Source organism: Mycobacterium sp. TH-M82 (assembly GCF_057473605.1).
The window spans coordinates 1-20,073 of the sequence record NZ_JBYCKY010000347.1 but is presented as its reverse complement, the minus strand read 5'-3'; the positions used below and the strand labels follow the sequence as shown (position 1 = coordinate 20,073).

The following is a 20,073-nucleotide window of genomic DNA, read 5'->3' as shown; positions in this document are numbered from 1 at the left end:
AGCGCGCGATGCGCGCGCAGTACCTGGACCGGATGGACATCGAGCGGGAACGCGGCATCACCATCAAGGCGCAGAACGTGCGGCTGCCCTGGACCGTTGTAGGCCAAGACCACGTGCTGCATCTGATCGACACCCCCGGCCATGTCGACTTCACCTACGAGGTGTCCCGGGCGCTGGCGGCCTGCGAGGGGGCGGTGCTGTTAGTCGACGCCGCCCAGGGGATCGAGGCCCAGACCCTGGCCAACCTGTACCTGGCGCTGGACCGCGACCTGGCGATCATCCCGGTGCTCAACAAGATCGACCTGCCCGCCGCCGACCCGGACCGCTACGCCGCCGAGCTCGCCCACATCGTCGGCTGCGAGCCGACCGAGGTGCTGCGGGTGTCCGGCAAGACCGGCGAGGGGGTGCCGGCGCTGCTCGACGAGGTGGTGCGGCAGGTGCCGCCGCCGGTCGGTGACGCCGGCGCGCCCAGCCGCGCCCTGATCTTCGACTCCGTCTACGACATCTATCGCGGGGTGGTCACCTACGTCCGCGTCGTGGACGGCAAGATCACCCCGCGCGAGAAGATCACGATGATGTCCACCGGCGTCACCCACGAGCTGCTGGAGGTCGGCATCGTCTCACCCGAACCGAAAGCCACCGCCGGGCTGGGCGTCGGAGAGGTCGGCTACCTGATCACCGGGGTGAAAGATGTGCGCCAGTCCAAGGTCGGCGACACCGTCACCACCGCACGCCACGCTGCCACCGAGGCGCTGACCGGCTACCGGGAACCACGGCCGATGGTGTACTCCGGGCTGTATCCCGTCGACGGCTCCGACTACCCGGATCTGCGCGATGCGCTGGACAAACTGCAGCTCAACGATGCCGCGCTGACCTACGAGCCGGAGACTTCGGTGGCGCTGGGCTTCGGGTTCCGCTGCGGTTTCCTGGGCCTGCTGCACATGGAGATCACCCGGGAGCGGCTGGAACGCGAATTCGGGCTGAACCTGATCTCCACCTCGCCGAACGTCGTCTACCGGGTGGTGCAAGAAGACGGCACCGAGGTGACCGTGACCAACCCGTCGGACTGGCCGCCCGGCAAGATCGCCGCCGTCTACGAGCCGGTGGTCAAGACCACCATCATCGCGCCCAGCGAGTTCATCGGCACCATCATGGAGCTGTGCCAAACCCGGCGCGGTGTGCTCGGCGGTATGGACTACCTGTCCCCGGAGCGCGTCGAGCTGCGCTACGCCCTGCCGCTGGGTGAGATCATCTTCGATTTCTTCGATGCGCTGAAGTCGCGCACCCGCGGCTACGCCAGCATGGACTACGAGGAGGCCGGCGACTGTGAAGCGGCGCTGGTCAAAGTCGACATCCTGCTGCAGGGCGAGGCCGTCGACGCGTTCAGCGCCATCGTGCACAAAGATGCCGCGGCGGCCTACGGCCACAAGATGACCGCCAGGCTGAAGGAACTGATCCCCCGTCAGCAGTTCGAGGTGCCCGTACAGGCCGCGATCGGATCGAAAATCATTGCCCGAGAGAACATTCGCGCGATCCGCAAGGACGTGTTGAGCAAGTGTTACGGCGGCGATATCACCCGCAAGCGCAAACTGCTGGAGAAGCAGAAAGAGGGCAAGAAACGGATGAAGACCATCGGGCGGGTCGACGTGCCGCCGGAGGCGTTCGTCGCGGCGCTGTCCACCCAAGTCGGGGCGGTCGGCGTAGACAAGCCCAAAAAGTAGCGGCCGGACCCGTGAGCATGCAGAGAATCGCATCGTGGAGGCACCGCGCGTGTGATTTTGTGCATACTCGCCGCGAATCGGGTGACCTACGCGGGCGCGTTCGCGGGCTGGAACACTCCGGAGCTGTCCGCCTCCTCCTCGGCGCGGATCACGTGCACCACCGCGTTGATCAGCGCCAGGTGGGTGAACGCCTGCGGGAAATTGCCCAGGTGCCGTCCGGTGCGCGGCTCGATTTCCTCGGCGTAGAGATGCAGCGGACTGGCGAACGACAACAACCGTTCGCACAGATGCTTGGCTCGACTGATCTCACCGATCTCCACCAGCGCCGACACCAGCCAGAACGACGTGATGGTGAAGGTGCCCTCGCCGCCGGCCAGCCCGTCGTCGGTCTCCTCGGTCCGGTACCGCAGCACCAGGCCGTCTTCGGTGAGCTCGTCGGCGATGGCCAGCACGGTGGCGCGCACCCGCGGGTCGTCCGGCGGCAGGAACCGGGTCAGCACCGCCAGCAGCAGGGAGGCATCCAGCGCCTGGCTGCCGTAGCGCTGGGTCAGCACGCCGCGGGAGTCCACGCCGTTGGCCAGCACGTCGGCCTTGATCTCCTCGGCGATGGCCCGCCACTGCTGGGCGTAGCTGGTCTCGCCCTGCAGCTCGGCGAGCTTCGACCCGCGGTCCAGCGCGACCCAGCACATCACTTTCGAGGAGGTGAAGTGCTGCGGTTCGCCGCGCACCTCCCAGATTCCGCGGTCGGGTTCGCGCCAGTGCTCGATGGCCTCCTCCACCTGCTGCTTGAGCACCGGCCAAAGCGTTTCCGGGATCTGTTCCCGCGACTTGGCGTGCAGGTAGACCGAGTCCAACATGATGCCCCAGATGTCGTGCTGGCACTGCTGATAGGCGCCGTTGCCGACCCGCACCGGCCGGGCGTTGTCATACCCGCACAGATGAGGCAGTTCTTCTTCGTCGAGCTCGCGCTCGCCGCCGACGGCGTACATCACCTGCAGCGGGTGGGGTTCGTCGTTGTTGGCGCCGGACACGTCGGCGATGAACGCGAAGAAGTCGTCGGCCTCGCGATCGAGGCCCAGGGTGTAGAGGCCCCACAGCGCGAACGTCGAATCGCGAACCCACGCGTAGCGGTAGTCCCAGTTGCGTTCGCCCTGGGGCGTTTCCGGCAGCGAGGTGGTGCTGGCCGCCAGCAGCGCGCCGGTGGGGGAGTAGGTCAGGCCCTTGAGGGTCAGCGCGCTGCGCTGCAGATACGACCGCCACGGATGGTCGGGGAAATCACCGATGTTGATCCACTGCCGCCAGCATTCGGTGGTGTTCCACAGTTTGCTGGAGGCCTCTTCGTAGGTCTGCGGTGCCGGGTGGGTGGACCAGCTCAGCGCGACGAAGACGTTGTGCCCCTCCTTGAGACGGGTGCGGGCCCGCGCTTCGCAGCCTTCCAGACCGAGCCGCAGGTTGGTAGTCAGCCGTAGCGTCGGATGCACGTCCGCGTCGTGCTTGGCCCGGGCGATGGCCTCGCCGTAGGCGTTGGCCGAGTACTCCCAGCTGGCGGCGATCCGGTGATAGTCGAACGCCGGCTCGCAGTGCAGCACCAACTCCACCGTGCCGCTGACGCACCGGGCGCTGCGCAACAGGATGTGCTCGGCATCCCAGTCCATCGGGGTGCGCCGGTGCGTGCGGGACCGTGCGTCGATGTCGTGCCACGGACCCATCACCAGCGCGTCGCGAACGATCAGCCAGCCGGTGTGGGTCTGCCAGGTGGTCTCCAGGATCAGACTGCCGGGCAGGTAGCGCCGGGCCGACGGCACCGACACACCGTAGGGCCCCAGCCGGAAGTGGCCGGCGCTGCGGTCCAGGATCGCGCCGAACACGCTCGGCGAGTCCGGTCTCGGCACGCACATCCACTCCACCGAGCCGGCCGCGGAGATCAGGCAGGTGTTCTCGCAGTCGGACAGGAACGCGTAGTCGGCGATCGGCGGAAACGGGCTGCGCAACTGCCACATCGCCGAGTAGGGCACCGGCGCGGTGACGGCCAGCGGCGCCGGTTTGTATCCGTCGGGGGTCGCTTGCCTGTCTTCGGGCTGCTGGTCGGGGCTCTTGTGGGCCTGACCGGCGGAGCGAGTGTGCAGGACCATGCGGCTATCATCGCGGCCTGCCTGCTCGCCGTCCACTTGCCGCCGGGCGTGTCCGGATAGTCCGGGAATTAGACGGTGCATAGGGTGGGCACCGTGGTCGGCTTCCTGAACTGGTGGGATGGTGTGGAGCTGTGGCTGTCCGGGCTGGACTTCGTGCTGCAGACCGCCGTGGTGATGCCGGTCGCGCTGACGTTGGCCTACGGCCTGGCGGTGGCGCTGGACACGTTGCTGGGCAATGGTATCCGGGGTATCCGGGGTATCCGGGGTATCCGGTTGATGCGGCGGGCGCGCTGGGCTCGCCATGCAGACGACGAGGCGCGCTGATGGGCAGGATGCCGCGCTCGCAGGTGACGTTGGTGCTGGTGGGCCTGATCGTCCTGGTGATCGTCGCCTGGTTGCTGAACCGCTGACGCCCTGTTGAGTGAAGGGACACCGATGTCGAAACCCGCCGGTCGGCGCAGAACGCTGGCACTGACCATGACCGGGGTCTTGCTTGGGGCATGCGGCGGCGGTCCCAGCGACGTGGTCGGCGGCGGAGGGCCAGCCGATGCGCACACCAGCATCACGCTGGTAGCCTACGCGGTTCCCGAACCCGGCTGGAGCAAGGTGATTCCGGCGTTCAACGACACCGAACAGGGCTCCGACGTGCAGGTCGTGACATCCTACGGCGCGTCGGGGGACCAGTCGCGCGGCGTCGCCAACGGGAAGCCCGCCGACGTGGTGAACTTTTCAGTGGAACCGGACATCACCCGGCTGGTGGCAGCCGGCAAGGTGTCTGCCGACTGGAACAAAGACGCCACCTTGGGCATCCCGTTCGGTTCGGTGGTGACCCTGGTGGTGCGCCAGGGCAATCCCAAACACATCCAGGGCTGGGATGACCTGCTGGCGCCCGGGGTGGAAGTCATCAGCCCCAGCCCGCTGAGCTCCGGCTCGGCTAAGTGGAACCTGCTGGCTCCGTACGCCGCCAAAAGCGCCGGCGGCAAAGATCGGCGGGCCGGCCTGGACTTCGTCGACAAATTGGTCAGCGACCATGTCAAGCTGCGGCCCGGGTCCGGGCGGGAGGCCACCGACGTCTTCATCGAGGGCAGCGGCGACGTCCTGATCAGCTACGAGAACGAAGCGATCGCCATCGAGCGCAAGGGCAAGCCGGTGGCCCACGTCAACCCGCCGCAGACCTTCCGGATCGAGAATCCGATGGCGGTGCTGACCACCAGCACCCACCTCGACGCCGCCACCGCCTTCAAGAACTTCCAGTACACCGCCGACGCCCAGCGGCTGTGGGCTCGCGCCGGCTTCCGGCCGGTCGACCCGGAAGTCGCGGCCGAGTTCGCGTCGGGGTTGCCGGCGCCGGAGAAGTTGTGGACGATCGCCGACCTCGGCGGCTGGGACCTCGTCGACACGCAGCTGTTCGACAAGAACGGCGGCGCCATCACCAAGATCTACACCCGGGCCACTAGATGACGACGACGGTGCTGTCCGAGGCGACCCGGACGGGGAGGCGCGCCGTCCAGCCTGTGCTTCTCGAGATCGACCGGGACGGCGAAGAGGCCGCCGTCTCGCTCGGCGCTTCGAGTGCGACGACCTTTCGCACCGTGGTGCTGCCGGCGCTGGGGCCGGCGCCTGCGCCGACATCTGCATCAGGTTGACCATTTGATGAGCCTCAGGCTGCGATGCCGGCAGCCAGTAGCTCCTCGACGCGGTCCAGCACCGTCGCGGCCAGCAGCCGATGCGCGCCCAGCGGTTCGGCCATCGGAATCCCGGCGCGGCGGGCGTAGTCGGCGACCCGGTCGGTGATCCGGCCGTGCGCCAAGAACCACGGCGCGAGCACCAGCCGGGCGGCACCACGCTCGCGCAGCCGATCCGCGGCCTGTCGCACCGATGGTATCGGCCCGCTGGCGAACGCGACTTCGACTCCTGCCCAGCGGGTTCCGTGCTTCAGCCGGCCCGCGATGCGGGATGTGCGTGCGTTGGCGGCAGGGCTCGACGAACCCACCGCAACCACCAGCACCCCCAACTCCGGGTCGAACCGCGACACCCCCAGCGTTCTCAGCCGCTCACCCAGCACCTGCAGCAGCCGGTCGTCCTCGCCGAGCACGTCGGCCTGTCGAACCCGAGCACCTGCCTCGGCTATCAACGCCGGGATGTCCACCCGCGCGTGATACGCACTGGCCAACAGGAAGGGCACCACGACGGCGTCGCCGCTCACCTCGGTGAGCACGTCGCGCAGGTTCGGTGCGCTGTGTTCGCAGAACGCCACCCGCACATCCAATTCCGGTGCCACTCGGCGCAGATGGCCGGCGACCGCCCGCGTATTCGCGGCGGAACCCGGGTCTCGGCTGCCGTGCGCGGTCAAGATCAGCGTTGTCAAGAGCCGCTCTCGCCCGCAAGCGGGAGGTGCCCCCACCGCATCGTCGGCCGCGCAGTGCTCATGACGCGTGCAGCCCGCACTCGGTTTTCGCCGTCCCGACCCAGCGTCCGCTGCGCGGATCGGCACCAGCCACCGGCTTGGCGGTGCAGGGCGCGCAGCCGATCGACGGATAGCCGCTGCCGACAAGTGGATTGACGAAGATATTGTGCTCGTCGATGTAGTCGGCCATGTCAGCATCCGACCACGCCGCCAGCGGGTTGACCTTAACCAGCTTGAACTGCTCGTCGAAGCCGATCAGCGGGGCGTTCGCGCGGGTCCGCGACTCTACCCGGCGTATCCCGGTCACCCACGCCGAGTAGCCGCGCAGCGCCTTGCGCAGCGGCTCGACCTTGCGAAGCTGGCAGCAGAGCGTCGGGTTGGACGCGAACAGGTTTTTGCCGTGCGTCGTATATTGCTGCGCCACACTCTGTTCAGGCGTGGTGTTGAGCAGTTCGATGTCGTAGATCGCCTGGATCTGGTCGCGGGTGCCGATGGTCTCCGCGAAATGGTAGCCGGTGTCTAGGAAGATCACCCCGACGCCGGGACGGACCTTGGCGGCCAGGTCCACCAGCACCGCGTCGGCCATGTTGGACGCCGCCACCCAGCTGCCGGGGAAATGCTGGTCGGTCCAGTGCAACAGCTCGGCTGGGGTGGCGCCGTACAGCTCCGCCGCGCCGCGGGTGGCCAGCTCGCGTAGCTGCTCCTCATGCGCGTTCATCGCAGGTCCGCCTCGTCGGCCCGGATCGCCCACTGCGCGAAGCGCTCTCCGTGGTTTCGGTATTTGATGACGTTGCGCACCACCCGCTCGATGTAGTCGTAGCCCTGCTCGCGCTGGGTGTGCACGCCCATCGAGCGGAATCGTCCCCGCAGATCGTCCTTGTCGATGCTGTCGAAACCCAGCTGGGAATAGATGTTCACGAGCCGGTCGCGCACGTTGAGCGCCGGATCGTCTTTTTTGAGCCGTTCGGTGGTGTTGAGCGGTTCGCGGTAACCCGCCGCCCACTGGCCCTCCTCGCGGCTACGAATAGGACGGGCGGGAGGGGGGTCCGAAGCGGGGACGGAGTCGGTGACGGTCATCGGTTCTCCTTCATAGGGGAGCCGGCTGGGCCGCGCAGTTCACCGGAGGCTGTCCGGGCAGCGCAGATCCGGCAGCCAGCTGGAAAAATTCAGGTGGGCAGGTCTACGGCACTAAGGCAGACAGCGGCAGCTGCAGACGCGCTTGAGATCGACGTGCCGCCGGGCGACCAGGGCAATCCCGGATTGGGTGCAGTGGGCGGCGATCACTCGGCCGATTATGCCATACCCGCTCGCCACGGCGTGTCGGTCACGGAGATTCCCGCCCCTGCGCGAGACGATGAGTGCTGCCCGAAAAGCCGTGTGGAAGGCAGGTTATTTGGCATGGATGTTGCGAGCGAAACGACACCTGATCCGCCGCCGCCAGATGGAACGGCCGGTCGCCGCCGGGTGGAGCGCCGAACGTGGGTGGCCGCTGCCGTGGTGGTTGCTGTACTGGTCGGGGCGGGCTACGGGGGGTGGCAAGTGCTGCAGAAGCACGAAACCGACGTGGCTGCGGAGCAGGCGCTTGCCGCCGCGCAGCAGTACATGTTCACCTTGACCAACTTCAACAGCGACTCCGCCAGCGACGCCGTCGCCAGCAACATGAACGGCCTGCTTGACGGTGCGACCGGCGAGTTCAAGGACATGTACGGCAAATACCGGTCAGAGCTGTTGGACGTACAGGTCGCCAAGAATGCCTCGGCACGCGGGACCGTCATCGACTCGGTGGTCAAGTCCGCCAGCAAAGACAAAGTGGTGGTTGTGCTGCTCGTCGACCAGGCGGTGACCAACACGGACTTTCCCGAAACGCAGATCGACCGCAGCCGCGTGAGGATGACGATGAACAAGGTCGACGGCCGGTGGCTGGTCGGCTATTTGGAGGCGCTATGAAACCGGTTATCGGACTGGCGGCGATCGCGGCCGTCACGGTGCCAATCGCCGCTTCTGGTGTTGCCGCGCACGCCGACCAGGTCAACTGGCAGGCCGTCGCTCAGTGCGAATCCAGCGGCGACTGGTCGGCGAACACCGGTAACGGCGCCTACGGCGGCTTGCAGATCAAGGAGTCGACCTGGGAGGCCAACGGTGGGGTCGGGTCACCCGCAAACGCCACCCCCGCGCAGCAGGTCGCGGTCGCCGACCGGATTCTGGCCACCCAGGGGCCCGGCGCCTGGCCGACCTGCATGTCGCGGATGCGTGACCAGCAGGGTGCCATGCCGGTGGGGTCTCTGACGCATTTCATGACGTTCATGGTCAGCCGGCTCGAGGGCAGCGCATAGGGCGGGCTGGCCGTGGGATGATCGGTCCTGATGACGTTATCTCCCACGGCGGTCCGCCTGCCTGACGTTGCGTTGGCTCCCCGGCGCCCGCTCGGACTGTACCTGCATGTGCCCTTCTGCCTGACCCGCTGCGGATACTGCGACTTCAACACCTACACCCCGGCCGAGTTGGGTGGCGTCAACCCCGACGCCTGGCTGGCGGCGTTGTGCACGGAGCTCGAAATGGCTGCCGGGCGCCTGGGCGGGCCGACGGTCGACACCGTGTACGTCGGGGGCGGGACGCCGTCGCTGCTGGGCGGTGCGCGGCTGAGCCGGCTGCTGGACGCGGTGCGCTCGGCGTTTCCGCTGGCGCCCCGCGCCGAGGTCACCACCGAGGCCAACCCCGACTCGACCTCGCCGGAGTTCTTCACCGCGATCCGTGCCGCCGGCTACACCCGGGTGTCGCTGGGGATGCAGTCGGTGGCTCCGCATGTGCTGGGCGTCCTGGATCGGGTGCATGCGCCGCATCGGCCGGTGGTGGCCGCCCGCGAGGCGCTGGCCGCCGGCTTCGAACACCTCAACATCGATCTCATCTACGGCACCCCCGGAGAATCCGACGACGACCTGCGCCGTTCGCTCGGCGCCGCGCTGGAGTCCGGCGCCGATCATGTGTCCGCCTACGGACTGGTCGTCGAGGACGGCACGGCGCTGGCCCGGCGAGTGCGGCGCGGCGAGTTGGCCGCCCCCGACGACGACGTGCTGGCGCACCGCTACCAGTTGGCGGACGCAGAGCTGCGCGCGGCCGGCATGGACTGGTACGAGGTGTCCAACTGGAGCCGCCCCGGCGGAGGGTGCCGCCACAACCTCGGCTATTGGGGCGGCGGCCAGTGGTGGGGTGCCGGGCCGGGGGCGCACAGCCACGTCGGCGCGATGCGTTGGTGGAACATCAAGCACCCCAATGCCTATGCGCAGCTGATCGGCGATGGCGAACTACCGGTGGCCGGTTTCGAGGAGCTTGACGACGCCGCCGCGCACACCGAGGACGTGATGCTGCGGCTGCGGACGCGGCGGGGCCTGGCACTGACACTTCTCGGCGCGGCAGAGCGGGAGCGTGGCGCGGTCGCGGTTGCCGACGGTCTGGTGGTTGCGCAGGGCGAGCGGCTGGTGCTCACCGATCGCGGTCGGCTGCTGGCCGACGCCGTGGTGCGCACCCTGCTCGGGTAGCCGGGACTGGATAAGCTTTTCCGCACTCGGGCCTTAGTCGGCGAAGACAATGGCGTCCAGGTGGTGCTCGACGCCGTCGCTGGTGCGGATGCCGGCGGGGCTCAGTGTGGCGATCGGCCAGTCGATGAGCTTGCAGTTGTCGCGCTGCAGCGCGGGATAGTAGTCGGCGGACACCAGGATGTGTCGGCAATCCTGGACCGGGCTGGGGGTGAGCTGGCGTCGCAGCCACGGATCTTTGACCATCAGGCGCAGGTGGACCCTGGCCAGCTGCCGGCCCAGCGCCGGCACGCCCGCGAACACCTGCTGGGGCAGCACCCAGCTCGGGGTGCGCTGGAACAGTTTGACGAATTCGGCTCGCTTGACCAGTTCGGGGACGATCGCAATGGCACCGGTTCCGGCATCGATGACACCGACCCGCATGCCGGTGAAGTCATAGCTGCGCCAGTCGGGCCCGTGGACCTTGTGGCCCGCATAGGAGTCGACGCCGCGCATGTCTGCCAGGCCGGTCTGACCCATGGTCACGCCACCGGGTGGTAGGTGATCTCGTTGAACCAGCTCGGAGCCGCCTTGAGCAGCCGCTTCGGGTAGCGGGCGGAGAGCCTTACCGCGGGGTCGGCCAGCCGGTGATACCTGCTGGCCGGGTTGGTGACCATGGTGGTGTAGCGCCTGACAATCCGGTACGACGGTATCCGCCGGGTGCGCTCGCCGCGGTCGCCGAACTTCTGAAACCGCATCAATGCGGCGTGAAACCGCTCGGGGTCCAGCCCCATGCCGATGATTTCGTCGCGCACCCGGCTGAACAGCGTGATGCCCAGCAGTACACCGACGACCAGCCCGGGGGAGGCGACCTTGCGGACGAAGTCGATCGCCAGCTTGCGGGCCTTTCGGTGCCCGATCATCTCGAGCACCTCGAAGTCCACGGCGATGTGTCGGGATTCGTCACTGTTGATCTTCTCGAACACCTGGTGGCACACGGGGTCGTCGACCTCGTCGAGCAGAAACTTCAGCAGCGCGCCGTCCAGTGTCACCTCCAGCATGGGGATGATGGTGCCCAACACCGACAACGGCATGCCGTCGGAGTAGTGGTCCAGCCACTGCGTCGCCAGCCGGATGTGGACGTTGGGTTCGGGGATTTCGCCGTCGCCGAGCATCCCCCAGCGTTTCATCAGCGCCAGCTGCGCGTTGGCGTGGCGTTGCTCCTCGGCGTGGAAGTACCGGTAGATGTCGGCGAGGGTCTTGGTGGGGGCCTTGCGCGCCATTGCCGCGAAGCCGCGGGCGCCGATGTTCTCGATCCAGCACAGGTCGGCCATGAACGCCGTCAGCTTGGGCCGCAACTCGGGCCGGATCATCTCGGCTCCGGGCGCGTCCCAGTCGATGTCGGCCAGCGCCCACTGCCGGTCTTTGACTTTGGCGAGCATGACGTCCATGTCAATAGCCATCGGCGGCAGTCAACAACAAATGACGGCAGTCGTCAACGCCGATGCGGCCCGGCTGGTGCCAATCCTGCGCCGGTATGCTCCTAGTCGCTGCTTACAGGAGGGGCGATTCATGGCGGGCGCGACCCGACGATATGACGTGGCGATAGCCGGCGGCGGGCCGGCGGGTTCGGCCGCGGCGTGGCGGGCCGCCCAGACCGGGGCCCGGGTGGTTGTCCTGGACAAGGCCGAGTTTCCGCGCGACAAGCCGTGCGGCGACGGCCTGACTCCGCGCGCCACCGGCTACCTGCAGAAAATGGGTCTGGCCGACGAGATCGACAAGTTTCACCGGATCAACCGGGCCATGATCTTCAGCCCCAGCCAGTGGGAGCTGTCCTTCCCGCGCCGCCCCGGCATGCCCGACCACGGCCACGGCATATCCCGGCGCGAGCTGGACACGCTGCTGCTCAAGAACGCCGAGGCCGCGGGAGCCGAGGTGCGCCAGTCCGTCGAGGTCGTCGGCCCCATCCTCGACGACGACGGGCAGGTCACCGGCGTGACGCTCAAAAGCGGCGAGCAGGTGCGGGCCGACGCGGTGATCGCCGCCGACGGCACCTACTCGCCGGTCAAACGCGGGCTCAAGCTGACCTCGCGCTACAACGGCTACTCCGCGATCGCGATCCGCGCCGAGATGGTGGCCAACCGCCCGGACGCCGACAGCCTGGACATCTACCTCAAGCTGCGGTTCCGCGGCGACCAGCTGCCCGGCTACGGCTGGGTGTTCCCGCTCGGCGGGGGCCGGGTCAACATCGGGCTGGGCTATGTCAACAGCTACAAGAACTGGCAGCAGATCAACGCCACCGCGTTTCTCGGCGAATTCCTGGCCACCCTGCCCACCGATTGGGAGCTGCCGGGCATCGGCGAGCTGCAGATATCGAAGGCGCTGCAGGCGTGGCGGCTGCCGATGGGCTTCAACGCCTGGCCGCCGTGGCGGCCCGGCGTGCTCTTCGCCGGCGACGCGCTGGGCGCGGCCAGGCCGGTGTCGGGCGCAGGCATCTCCAAGGCGCTGCAGTCCGGGCTGGCCGCCGGTGAGTGTGCGGTCGCGGCGCTGCTCAACGGCGGGCCCGGCGACTTCACCAACTACGAGCAGGTGATCCAGGCGACCTGGGGCAAGGAATACCGTCGCGGCCGGTTCTTCCACAAGCTGGTCGGCATCCCGGCGCTGACCGGCGCCGGGCTCAAGGTGCTGGACACCATGAGCCATCCGAGACTGCGTGCGCGCCTGCTGTTCTGGGAGAGCACGCTGTCGGGGCGGTAGCGACCGATCCGGCGTGACCGGTCGGCGCCCACATCGACGCCGGCGAGATGCCTACCGGCAACCCTGCGGGCCGGCGTCGGTCCGGGCATGCTCGATGATCGCTTTTTTGTCGATCTTGCCGACCGCGGTGGTGGGCAGCGCCGGCAGCACCACCAGGGTGTCGGCTCGGGTGTGGGTGGCCACCCCGCGGCTGTCGAGGTGGCGGTTCAGTTCCGCCAGACTCACCGGTGGGCCGTCGAAGACCACGGCAGCGCAGATCCGTTCGCCCAGGTGCTCGTCGGGCAGCGGCACCGCCGCCACGGCGCGGACCGCCGGGTGGGCCAACAGGTGCCCCTCCAGGTCGCCCGCGGCGACGGTCTCACCGCCCCGGTTGATGACGTCTTTGATGCGCCCGATGACCTGCAGGTAGCCGTCGGCGAACCGCCGGACCCGATCTCCGGTGCGGTAATAACCGTCCGGTGTGAACGATCGCCGATCGGCGGCCTCGTCGCGAAAGTAGCCGTTGATGGTGTAGGGACCGCGCACCAGCAGCTCGCCCTCCGCACCGGCGGGAACCTCGGCGCCGGCGTCGTCGACCACCCGCAGCTCGTCGGCCTCGCACAGGGGGCGCCCCTGAGTGGTCTCCACCAGCTCGTCGGGGTCGTCGAGGCGAGTGAAGGTGAGCAGTCCCTCGGCCATTCCGAACACCTGCTGCAGGCCGGGGGTCAGGGCGGCACGGATCCGGCGGGCGTCCTCGGGGGCCAGCTTGGCGCCGCCCACCTGCAGCAGCCGCAGCGACGCCGGCGTGACCGGCTCCCAGTCGCAGGCCTGTGCCCACAGCTTGGCCAGGGACGGCACCAGCGCGGTGACCGTGACGCCGTGGCGGGCGATGGCGGCGAAGGCCGCTTCGGGGCTGGGGTCATCGGCGAACACGGTGGTAGCGCCGACGCTGACCGCGCCGAGCAGGCCGGGGCAGGCCAGCGCGAAGTTGTGCGCCGCCGGCAAGACAGCCAGGTAGACGTCGTCGCCGGTGAGCCGGCACAGCTCGGCGCTGGCGGTGGCGTTGTAGACGTAGTCGTCGTGCGTGCGGCCGATGAGCTTGGGTAGTCCGGTGGTGCCGCCCGACACCAGCAGCAACGCCGGAAGCGCGGTGCCGGCGTCGCCAGGACTACTCTGCTGCCGGTCCTGTCGTGGGTGCGCGGCGAGCAGTGCGGCAAGCCCGACGAACGGACCCGGGTCGCCGTCGACGACGACGTGGCGCACGCGGGGATGCGCCGCGGTCAGCCGTTGGGCCAGCAGCCGGTAGTCGAACCCGCCACCCGTGTCGGTGATGACCAGGCCGACCGCCCCGCTGACCTCGGCGAAGTGTCCGAGCTCGGCCAGCCGATGCCCCGGCAGGCACAGCACCGGGATGGCCCCGGCCCGCAGCAAGGCGAACAGCACGACCGCGAACCCCGACGAGTTGGGCAGCGCAACCAGCATCCGGTCGCCGGGTTCGACATCGAGGGCGGCGAACCCGGCGGCCCCCCTGGTGGCGAGTTCGTCCAGTTCGGCGTAGCTGTAGCTGCCGGTGGCGTCCGCGACGGCGACGCGGTCCGGCCAGCGTGCCGCGGCTTTTCGCAACAACGAACCGACCCGGTGACCGGCCCAGTAGCCCGCAGCGCGGTAACCGGCCGCCCGCAGTGGCGGAAACGGCACGAAACCGGCCGGCTGCGGTTGCGCCGCGAACTCGGGCAGCTCGGGAAAGGTGACGGCCACTCGGCAGCTCCCTGCGGGGATTGGGTAATCGGTTCGAACACCTCGGAGACCATCGTGTAGCCTACACAAAGTTAGGACAGCCTGGGCTAATTGTTAGGGATGTGCTCGTGGGATTGCGATGAGCCGGACGCTGGCGATCGTGGGAGCTGGCGCGAAAGCCGTGGCGGTGGCCGCCAAAGCGGCGGCGTTGCGTCAGATGGGCGTCGACACAGTGGATGTCGTCGCCGTTGAGCGGGCCGGGGTGGCCGCCAACTGGCGAGCCGAGGGCGGCTGGACGGACGGCCGGCAGCGGTTGGGCACCAGCCCGGAAAAGGACGTCGGCTTTCCGTACCGCTCGGCTGTGCTGCCCGGCCGCAACGGCACGCTCGACGAACAGATGACGCGCTGGAGCTGGCAGTCCTATTTGGTCGCCACCGACCAGTTCGTCGGCTGGGTGGACCGGGGCAGGCCGGCGCCGGCGCACGACACCTGGGCGGGGTACCTGCGCTGGGTCGCCGAAGTGACGGGGTTGAAAGTCGTCCGCGGGGAGCTGATCAAGATCGCCATCGACGGATCGCGCTGGGTGCTGCAGACGCACGATTGCCGACTGGCCGCCGACACGCTGATGGTCACCGGCCCAGGCCAGTCCGAGCGGTCCATCCTCTCCGGTGACCCGAGAGTGCTGTCGATCGCGCAGTTCTGGCGGCGCGCCGTATGCCGGGACCGCATCGTCGCAAAGAACGTCGCGGTGATCGGCGGCGGCGAGACCGCCGCATCGATACTCAACGAGCTTTTCCACCACCGGGTTTCGACGATCGCCGCGATCTCGCCGCAGCCGACCCTGTTCACCCGGGGCGAGGGCTACTTCGAGAACTCGCTGTTCTCCGACCCCACCGGGTGGCGCAGCCTCAGCGCCGCCGAACGGCGTGACTGCATCGCGCGCACCGACCGCGGCGTGTTCTCCGCGCGGGTGCAGGAGTCGCTGCTGGCCGACGAGCGGATCAAACACCTGCGCGGGCGCGTCACCCGGGTAGCCAGTCGCGACGATCAGATCTGGATCACCTTGCATACCGACGGTCCGGCGCCACCGGCGCGTGGCAACGGCGCCGCGGGGGCCGAGGACACGTACGGCTTCGACCTGATCGTCGACGGCTCCGGCGTCGACCCGCTCTGGTTTCTGCCGCTGCTGAGCCGTGACGCCCTGGCCAGCCTGGAGTCGTTGCTGGACGGGCCGCTGACCGCCGAGCGGCTGGAGGAGTCCATCGACTACGGCCTGTCCGTCGCGGGCTTCGTACCGAAGCTGGTGCTGCCGAATCTGGCCGGCCTCAACGAGGGGCCGGGTTTTCCGAATCTGAGCTGCCTGGGGCTGCTGTCCGACCGTGTGCTGGGCGCAGAAATCAGCGCCGCCGATCCGCCGGCGGACAAAGGCAGTGCCTACCAATCGGTTTGACGCGAATCCACCGACCCCACCGGCTCCGCCGAGCCCGCGGATCAGCGGCTACGCGTCCAGGTGGGCCAGCACGTCGGCGAGGGACGCCCCGCTCAAGAGTTCCGCCACGTCGAGGTCGTGGTTGAGCTCGGTCTTGACCCGGCGGCGAAACTCGAGTGCCTGTAACGAATCCAGGCCGAGCGCGACCAGGGGTGTGGCCACGTCGATGGCGCCGGCGCCGTCTGTGCCGATGGCGCCGGCCAGCATGCTCATCAGTCGCCGGCGCAGGTCGGTTGCCACGGCGGGTGCGGGGGCGCCCGGCGCGGCCAGCTGCGACAGCAGCGGGCGGTAACCGTAGGCCGCCAGCACCGGTTCGGTCCGGGCCAGGTCGAACGCCGCGACGACGACGTTGCCGTGGGTACCGGTCATACCCACTGCGAGCGCATCCGCCGGACGCATCGCCAGCAGGCCGGTGGCGGTCAGCTTCGCCTGTCCGGCAGGATCGAGATCGAGGACCGTCCACTGGCCCCACTGCACACAGACGCAGTCCAGACCCTCGTCCCGAAGGCGGTGCGCCATCGCGTCGAGCATCCGATTGGCCGCCGCGTAGACGATCTGGCCGCGGCCGCCGATCGTGGCCGCCACCGACGAGCACAGCACCACCCGGCAGTCGCGGGTTCGCGGAAATGCCCCCAGCACCTGCCAGATGCCGATCACCTTGGCCCGCAACACCCGATCGGCCTGCTCGGCGGTGACGGCAGCGAACTCCAGGTCCGAGTACACCATGGCGGCGTGCACGATCATGTCTGCGGGTGCGTCGCCGTACCGCTCGACCAGCCGCGGCACCGCTGCCGCGTCGCCGATGTCACAGCGGGCGACGTCGATCCGCGTCGAGGTGGCCGAACGGATCCGGCGCAGCCGGTCCGCGGCGTTGCCGGCCTCGCCGGACCTGCTGACCAGGGTGATCCGCGCAGCACCCCGGCGGGCGAAGTGCTCACAGAACTCCAGGCCGAGATTTCCGGTGCCGCCGAGGATGAGCACATGTTGCGGGGGTCCGGTGTCGGGTCCGGCGCCGGGGGTCTGTTCGACCATGCGTTTGGCGTAGAGCCCGCCGCCGCGCAGCGCCAGCTCGGTCTCATCTCGGGTGTGCAGCGCCGCCAGGATCGCTGCCGCCGACTCTGTGGGTGCCGGTCGGGCGGGCAGGTCGAGGTGCCGAAATCGCACACCCGGGTGTTCGGTCCCGATGCAGCGGAATCCGGCACTGGCCGCCGCATGCACCGGATCGGGGGCGGGATCGTCGCCGGCCACCCACTCACCGCCGACCGTCACCAGCCAGCAGTCGGTGATCGGTCCGAGTGTCCCCGGCCACCACGTGCCATCGGCGAAGAACGCCGAGACGGCGGCGGCCGCGGCGGCGTCGTCTCGGGTCGGGGACTCCGGCAACAGGATGACGCAGGTGTCGTGGGCGCCGCGGTCATTCGGGTCCAACAGGCGCGCAGTGGCGCCGATATCGCCGGCGGCACCGCAGAGGGCGGCGGCCAGCGCTGCGCAACCTCCGGTGTGGTCGACGATGGCGACGGCCCGCGGCGGCACCAGGGTGCGGCGGGCCAGCCGCACCCAGTCTTCGGTGAGCAGCCGTGGCTGTCCGGTCTGCGCCGTCGGCCCGGCCGGTTCCGGCCGTTCGCCGTCGTAGGGCAGCCACAACGCGACCTCGTCCATCCGGGTGTTGGGGAAATCGGCCAGGGGCAACGGCGGCGGGCCGACCGCCTCGACGGCCAGGCACCCCCACGGGTAGTCCAGGTCGTTGACCGTCAGCACCGCGAGGTTACGCGTCAGCTCGCCCAGGTCGCCGGCGTCGCGACTCGAGGTGCCGACCACCAGGGCCGGGTCGTCGCCGGCCTTCAGAGCCGCGAGGTTGTCTTCGATGGCCGGCCGCAGCGCCGGGTGGACGGCGAGCTCGACGAACGTGTCGATGCCGAGCCGGACGGCGGCCGAGATCGCCTGGTCGAAGCGCACGATGTTGCGCAGGTTCCAGAACCAGTACTGGTCGGCGGGCACGTCAGGTGGGAGCGGACCGCCGAGCGTACCGCCCAGGCAGGCGATGTTCGGTTCCAGCAGCGTTGGATTGTCCAGCCGCCGCTGCATCTGCGCGCGCACCGTGTCACCGATCCGGTTGATCAGGCTGGTGTGCGCGGGATAGTGCACACCGATGAGTTTGGCGAACACCCCCCGCCCGGTGAGCGTGTCCACGATGTCGCGTGCGGTGGCTCGCTCACCCGAGATCCCGGCCATACCGGGTGAATTGATCACCGCCAGCTCCGCGAAGCCCGAACACCGGGCCAGGATGTCTTCGCAAGTGCCCCGGTCGGCGGCGACGGCAGCCATCGCGTGGTCACCGGAGCCGAACTCGTCGGCGGCCCGGGCACGGATGGCGACGACGCGCACCGCGTCGGCCAGGCTGACCGCACCGGATACATAGGCGGCGGCGATCTCGCCCTGGCTGTGGCCGATCGCGGCGTTCGGGGCCACCCCGAACGAGCGCCACGTCGCAGCCAACGCCGCCATCTGGGTGAACAACGCGGGCTGGACACCCAAAGCGGTGTCGGCGCCCGGATGATCTTCGGCCAGCAGGTAATCCAGCGGCGATGCACCCGTCTCCGCCCGGAACGCCTCGGCGCAGCGATCCGCCTCGGCCCGAAACGCCGGCAACAGTTCGTAGCACAGGCGTCCCATCCCGGGACGCTGGCCGCCCTGGCCGGGGAAGACGTAGCCGACCCGGCGCGGCACGGCGGGCGCGGTGGTGGCCACCACGGCGGGGTGCTCGCGGCCGTCGGCGATCGCCCGCAGCGCGGTGAGCAGCTCGTCGTTGCTGGTCACCATGGCCAGCGCCCGGTGCGGGCGGGCTGAGCGGGTCCGGAACAGCATTGTGGCGATCGCCCGCGGTGCGACCTCGGGATGTGCGGTGGCATAACCCCATACGTCGGCTGCTTGGCGGCGCACCAGGTCGGCGGTCGCCGCGCTCAGCAGCACCGGAACCGCGCCGTTGGGTAGGAGGTAGGTGCAGCTCGTCACGTTCACCCCGGTGTGCCGGCCGGCATCTCGATGATGGCGTGCGCGTTGGCACCGCCTGCGCCGAACGACGACACCGCACCGTAGCGGACACCGTTTTTCGGTTCCCACCGGTGCACCTTGGTGGCCAGCCGCATCCCGACCAGGTCCCAGTCCAGCTTCCGGGTGGGGTTCTCCGAGAACAGGGTTGGTGGAATGTCGCCGTGCCGGCCCGCGAGCAGGAGTTTGATCAGCCCGAGCAGCCCGGAGGCGGCCTGGGCATGTCCGGCGTTGGACTTGATCGAGCCCAGCAGCGCGGTGGATCCCGCCGCGCCGTATGCCTGGAACAGCGCGAGCAGTTCCACCGGGTCGCCGGCCGGGGTCGCGGTGCCGTGCCCCTCGATCATGCCCACGTCGGCGGCTTCGATGCCCGCGGCGTCGAGTGTTTTGCCGATGAGCTGCTGCTGTGCTCGTACCCGGGGAGCCAGGATCGGCTTGCCCCTGCCGTTGTGGTTGGTGCGGATGGCCAGGATGCTTCCGTAGACGTCGTGGCCGAGTTGGCTTGCCCGTGACTGGCGTTCGACCAGCACCATGCCGGCGCCCTCACCCCAGACGGTGCCGGTGGCGTCGTCGGCGTAGGCCCGGCAGTGGCCGTCGTCGGAGAGCGCGTTGAGCCGCGCGAACTCGTAGAAAGCCGTCGGTGCTCCCAGCACGCACACGCCGCCGGCCAGCGCCCACTCGCACTCCTGCAACGCAACCGCGTTGGCGGCCAACTGCAGCGCGGTCAACGACGATGCACACGCCGAGTCGACCGATATCGACGGTCCGACCAGGCCGAGGCTGTGTGAGATGCGGGCGGCACCCCCGAGCTGGCCCATGCCGACGGTCCGGTGGCCGGTGTAGACGTCGGCCTGCGCTGTGCGTGGACCGTACTCCGTCATCGACATCCCGACGAAGCAGCCGCCGTCGGAACCGGCGAGGGCATCCGGATTGATCCCGGAGTTCTCCAGGGCCTTCCACGCCACCCGCATCGCCACCCGCTGCTGCGGATGCATCACCAGCGCTTCGCGATGGGTGATGCCGAACTGGGCTGGGTCGAACATCGCTGCGCCGGTGAGGAATCCGCCCGTGTCGCAGACCCGTCCCCAGCCGTCGAGCCGGGACGCCGAGAGGAGGTCTTCCACCGGCCAGCCGCGGTCCCGGGGGAACGGGGTGAGCAGCTCCCGGGACTCGGTGAGCGCCGACCACAGCGCGGCGGGGCTGTCGATGCCGCCGGGCGCCTCGACGGCCATTCCGGCGATGACGACCGGATCGGCTGCTGGGGTTGCAGATTCGACGTCACTCACGCCAA

15 protein-coding genes and 4 pseudogenes are annotated in these 20,073 nt (G+C 69.1%); 9 read left to right on the top strand and 10 right to left on the bottom strand.

The genetic code is table 11. The features are described from left to right. Positions 1 to 1,721, top strand: a 1,721-nt coding sequence (lepA, locus tag AC2VON_RS10745) for a translation elongation factor 4 (RefSeq protein WP_486952937.1), incomplete at its 5' end; no start/stop codon positions are given. Positions 1,722 to 1,807: 86 nt separating this feature from the next. Here the strand turns inward: lepA and AC2VON_RS10740 are convergent. Then, positions 1,808 to 3,712 (bottom strand): annotated as a pseudogene (locus tag AC2VON_RS10740) (glycoside hydrolase family 15 protein); the annotation flags it as partial. 234 nt (positions 3,713 to 3,946) lie between these two features. On the opposite strand from AC2VON_RS10740, the gene AC2VON_RS10735 reads away from it, so the two are divergent. The 3 genes and pseudogenes from AC2VON_RS10735 to AC2VON_RS10725 form a co-directional block, all read left to right on the top strand. After that, positions 3,947 to 4,177 carry a hypothetical protein gene (locus AC2VON_RS10735; protein ID WP_486952941.1) on the top strand — a complete coding sequence of 77 codons (231 nt, stop codon included), beginning with the start codon at positions 3,947 to 3,949 and terminating at the stop codon, positions 4,175 to 4,177. 153 nt (positions 4,178 to 4,330) lie between these two features. After that, positions 4,331 to 5,314, top strand: coding sequence for an extracellular solute-binding protein (locus AC2VON_RS10730; RefSeq protein WP_486952940.1), 984 nt, complete (start codon positions 4,331 to 4,333; stop codon positions 5,312 to 5,314). A gap of 38 nt (positions 5,315 to 5,352) precedes the next feature. After that, positions 5,353 to 5,472: pseudogene (locus tag AC2VON_RS10725) on the top strand (molybdate ABC transporter permease subunit); the annotation flags it as partial. A gap of 41 nt (positions 5,473 to 5,513) precedes the next feature. On the opposite strand, the gene AC2VON_RS10720 reads toward AC2VON_RS10725, so the two are convergent. The 4 genes and pseudogenes from AC2VON_RS10720 to AC2VON_RS10705 form a co-directional block, all read right to left on the bottom strand. Next, the gene (locus AC2VON_RS10720) at positions 5,514 to 6,221 is read right to left on the bottom strand and encodes a sirohydrochlorin chelatase (RefSeq protein WP_486952936.1); all 708 of its coding nucleotides are present in this window, start codon (positions 6,219 to 6,221) and stop codon (positions 5,514 to 5,516) included. Between the two features lie 58 nt (positions 6,222 to 6,279). Next, a complete protein-coding gene (locus AC2VON_RS10715) occupies positions 6,280 to 6,978 on the bottom strand; it encodes a phosphoadenylyl-sulfate reductase (protein ID WP_486952935.1) in 699 nt (232 codons plus the stop codon). A 95-nt stretch (positions 6,979 to 7,073) separates the two neighbouring features. Beyond that, positions 7,074 to 7,337, bottom strand: a pseudogene (locus tag AC2VON_RS10710) (nitrite/sulfite reductase); the annotation flags it as partial. Between the two features lie 111 nt (positions 7,338 to 7,448). Then, positions 7,449 to 7,544 carry an Ms4527A family Cys-rich leader peptide gene (locus tag AC2VON_RS10705; protein ID WP_486952934.1) on the bottom strand — a complete coding sequence of 32 codons (96 nt, stop codon included), beginning with the start codon at positions 7,542 to 7,544 and terminating at the stop codon, positions 7,449 to 7,451. Positions 7,545 to 7,658: 114 nt separating this feature from the next. On the opposite strand from AC2VON_RS10705, the gene AC2VON_RS10700 reads away from it, so the two are divergent. From AC2VON_RS10700 to hemW, 3 genes are read left to right on the top strand one after another with little or no spacing between them, the layout of a single operon-like run. Next, positions 7,659 to 8,207, top strand: coding sequence for an Mce protein (locus AC2VON_RS10700; protein WP_486952939.1), 549 nt, complete (start codon positions 7,659 to 7,661; stop codon positions 8,205 to 8,207). Then, positions 8,204 to 8,593 carry a transglycosylase family protein gene (locus tag AC2VON_RS10695; RefSeq protein ID WP_486952933.1) on the top strand — a complete coding sequence of 130 codons (390 nt, stop codon included), beginning with the start codon at positions 8,204 to 8,206 and terminating at the stop codon, positions 8,591 to 8,593. Before AC2VON_RS10700 ends, AC2VON_RS10695 begins: the two co-directional genes overlap by 4 nt. A gap of 30 nt (positions 8,594 to 8,623) precedes the next feature. Beyond that, positions 8,624 to 9,796: a radical SAM family heme chaperone HemW gene (hemW, locus tag AC2VON_RS10690; protein ID WP_486952932.1), complete on the top strand. Its 1,173-nt coding sequence runs from the start codon at positions 8,624 to 8,626 to the stop codon at positions 9,794 to 9,796. Between the two features lie 39 nt (positions 9,797 to 9,835). On the opposite strand, the pseudogene AC2VON_RS10685 reads toward hemW, so the two are convergent. Then, positions 9,836 to 10,285: pseudogene (locus tag AC2VON_RS10685) on the bottom strand (NAD(P)/FAD-dependent oxidoreductase); the annotation flags it as partial. Between the two features lie 29 nt (positions 10,286 to 10,314). Further along, positions 10,315 to 11,235 (bottom strand): ferritin-like domain-containing protein, encoded by a 921-nt coding sequence (locus AC2VON_RS10680; protein WP_486952931.1) that lies wholly within the window; start codon positions 11,233 to 11,235, stop codon positions 10,315 to 10,317. 109 nt (positions 11,236 to 11,344) lie between these two features. Between AC2VON_RS10680 and AC2VON_RS10675 the strand changes: the two genes are divergently transcribed. After that, entirely contained in the window at positions 11,345 to 12,529 is a 1,185-nt protein-coding gene (locus AC2VON_RS10675) for an NAD(P)/FAD-dependent oxidoreductase (RefSeq protein ID WP_486952930.1), read from the top strand. 51 nt (positions 12,530 to 12,580) lie between these two features. On the opposite strand, the gene AC2VON_RS10670 is transcribed toward AC2VON_RS10675, so the two are convergent. Next, complete coding sequence (locus tag AC2VON_RS10670; RefSeq protein ID WP_486952929.1) at positions 12,581 to 14,266, bottom strand: (2,3-dihydroxybenzoyl)adenylate synthase; 1,686 nt, start codon at positions 14,264 to 14,266, stop codon at positions 12,581 to 12,583. A gap of 118 nt (positions 14,267 to 14,384) precedes the next feature. Between AC2VON_RS10670 and mbtG the strand changes: the two genes are divergently transcribed. Next, positions 14,385 to 15,695, top strand: coding sequence for an NADPH-dependent L-lysine N(6)-monooxygenase MbtG (gene mbtG, locus AC2VON_RS10665; protein WP_486952928.1), 1,311 nt, complete (start codon positions 14,385 to 14,387; stop codon positions 15,693 to 15,695). A gap of 48 nt (positions 15,696 to 15,743) precedes the next feature. Here mbtG and nbtC read toward each other — a convergent pair whose 3' ends face one another. Together nbtC and AC2VON_RS10655 are read right to left on the bottom strand one after the other, a co-directional pair. Then, a complete protein-coding gene (gene nbtC, locus AC2VON_RS10660) occupies positions 15,744 to 18,746 on the bottom strand; it encodes a nocobactin polyketide synthase NbtC (RefSeq protein ID WP_486952927.1) in 3,003 nt (1,000 codons plus the stop codon). 2 nt (positions 18,747 to 18,748) lie between these two features. Next, the gene (locus AC2VON_RS10655; RefSeq protein WP_486952938.1) at positions 18,749 to 20,014 is read right to left on the bottom strand and encodes a beta-ketoacyl [acyl carrier protein] synthase domain-containing protein; all 1,266 of its coding nucleotides are present in this window, start codon (positions 20,012 to 20,014) and stop codon (positions 18,749 to 18,751) included. Between the last annotated feature and the right edge of the window lie 59 nt (positions 20,015 to 20,073).

What these genes read in the sequence shown, in the direction of transcription:
- AC2VON_RS10730 (WP_486952940.1), top strand. Translation starts at nt 4,331, where the DNA reads ATGACCGGGGTCTTGCTTGGGGCATGCGGCGGCGGTCCCAGCGACGTG.
- AC2VON_RS10715 (WP_486952935.1), bottom strand. Translation starts at nt 6,978, where the DNA reads ATGAACGCGCATGAGGAGCAGCTACGCGAGCTGGCCACCCGCGGCGCG.
- AC2VON_RS10700 (WP_486952939.1), top strand. Translation starts at nt 7,659, where the DNA reads ATGGATGTTGCGAGCGAAACGACACCTGATCCGCCGCCGCCAGATGGA.
- AC2VON_RS10695 (WP_486952933.1), top strand. Translation starts at nt 8,204, where the DNA reads ATGAAACCGGTTATCGGACTGGCGGCGATCGCGGCCGTCACGGTGCCA.
- hemW (WP_486952932.1), top strand. Translation starts at nt 8,624, where the DNA reads ATGACGTTATCTCCCACGGCGGTCCGCCTGCCTGACGTTGCGTTGGCT.
- AC2VON_RS10680 (WP_486952931.1), bottom strand. Translation starts at nt 11,235, where the DNA reads ATGGCTATTGACATGGACGTCATGCTCGCCAAAGTCAAAGACCGGCAG.
- AC2VON_RS10675 (WP_486952930.1), top strand. Translation starts at nt 11,345, where the DNA reads ATGGCGGGCGCGACCCGACGATATGACGTGGCGATAGCCGGCGGCGGG.
- mbtG (WP_486952928.1), top strand. Translation starts at nt 14,385, where the DNA reads ATGAGCCGGACGCTGGCGATCGTGGGAGCTGGCGCGAAAGCCGTGGCG.
- AC2VON_RS10655 (WP_486952938.1), bottom strand. Translation starts at nt 20,014, where the DNA reads ATGGCCGTCGAGGCGCCCGGCGGCATCGACAGCCCCGCCGCGCTGTGG.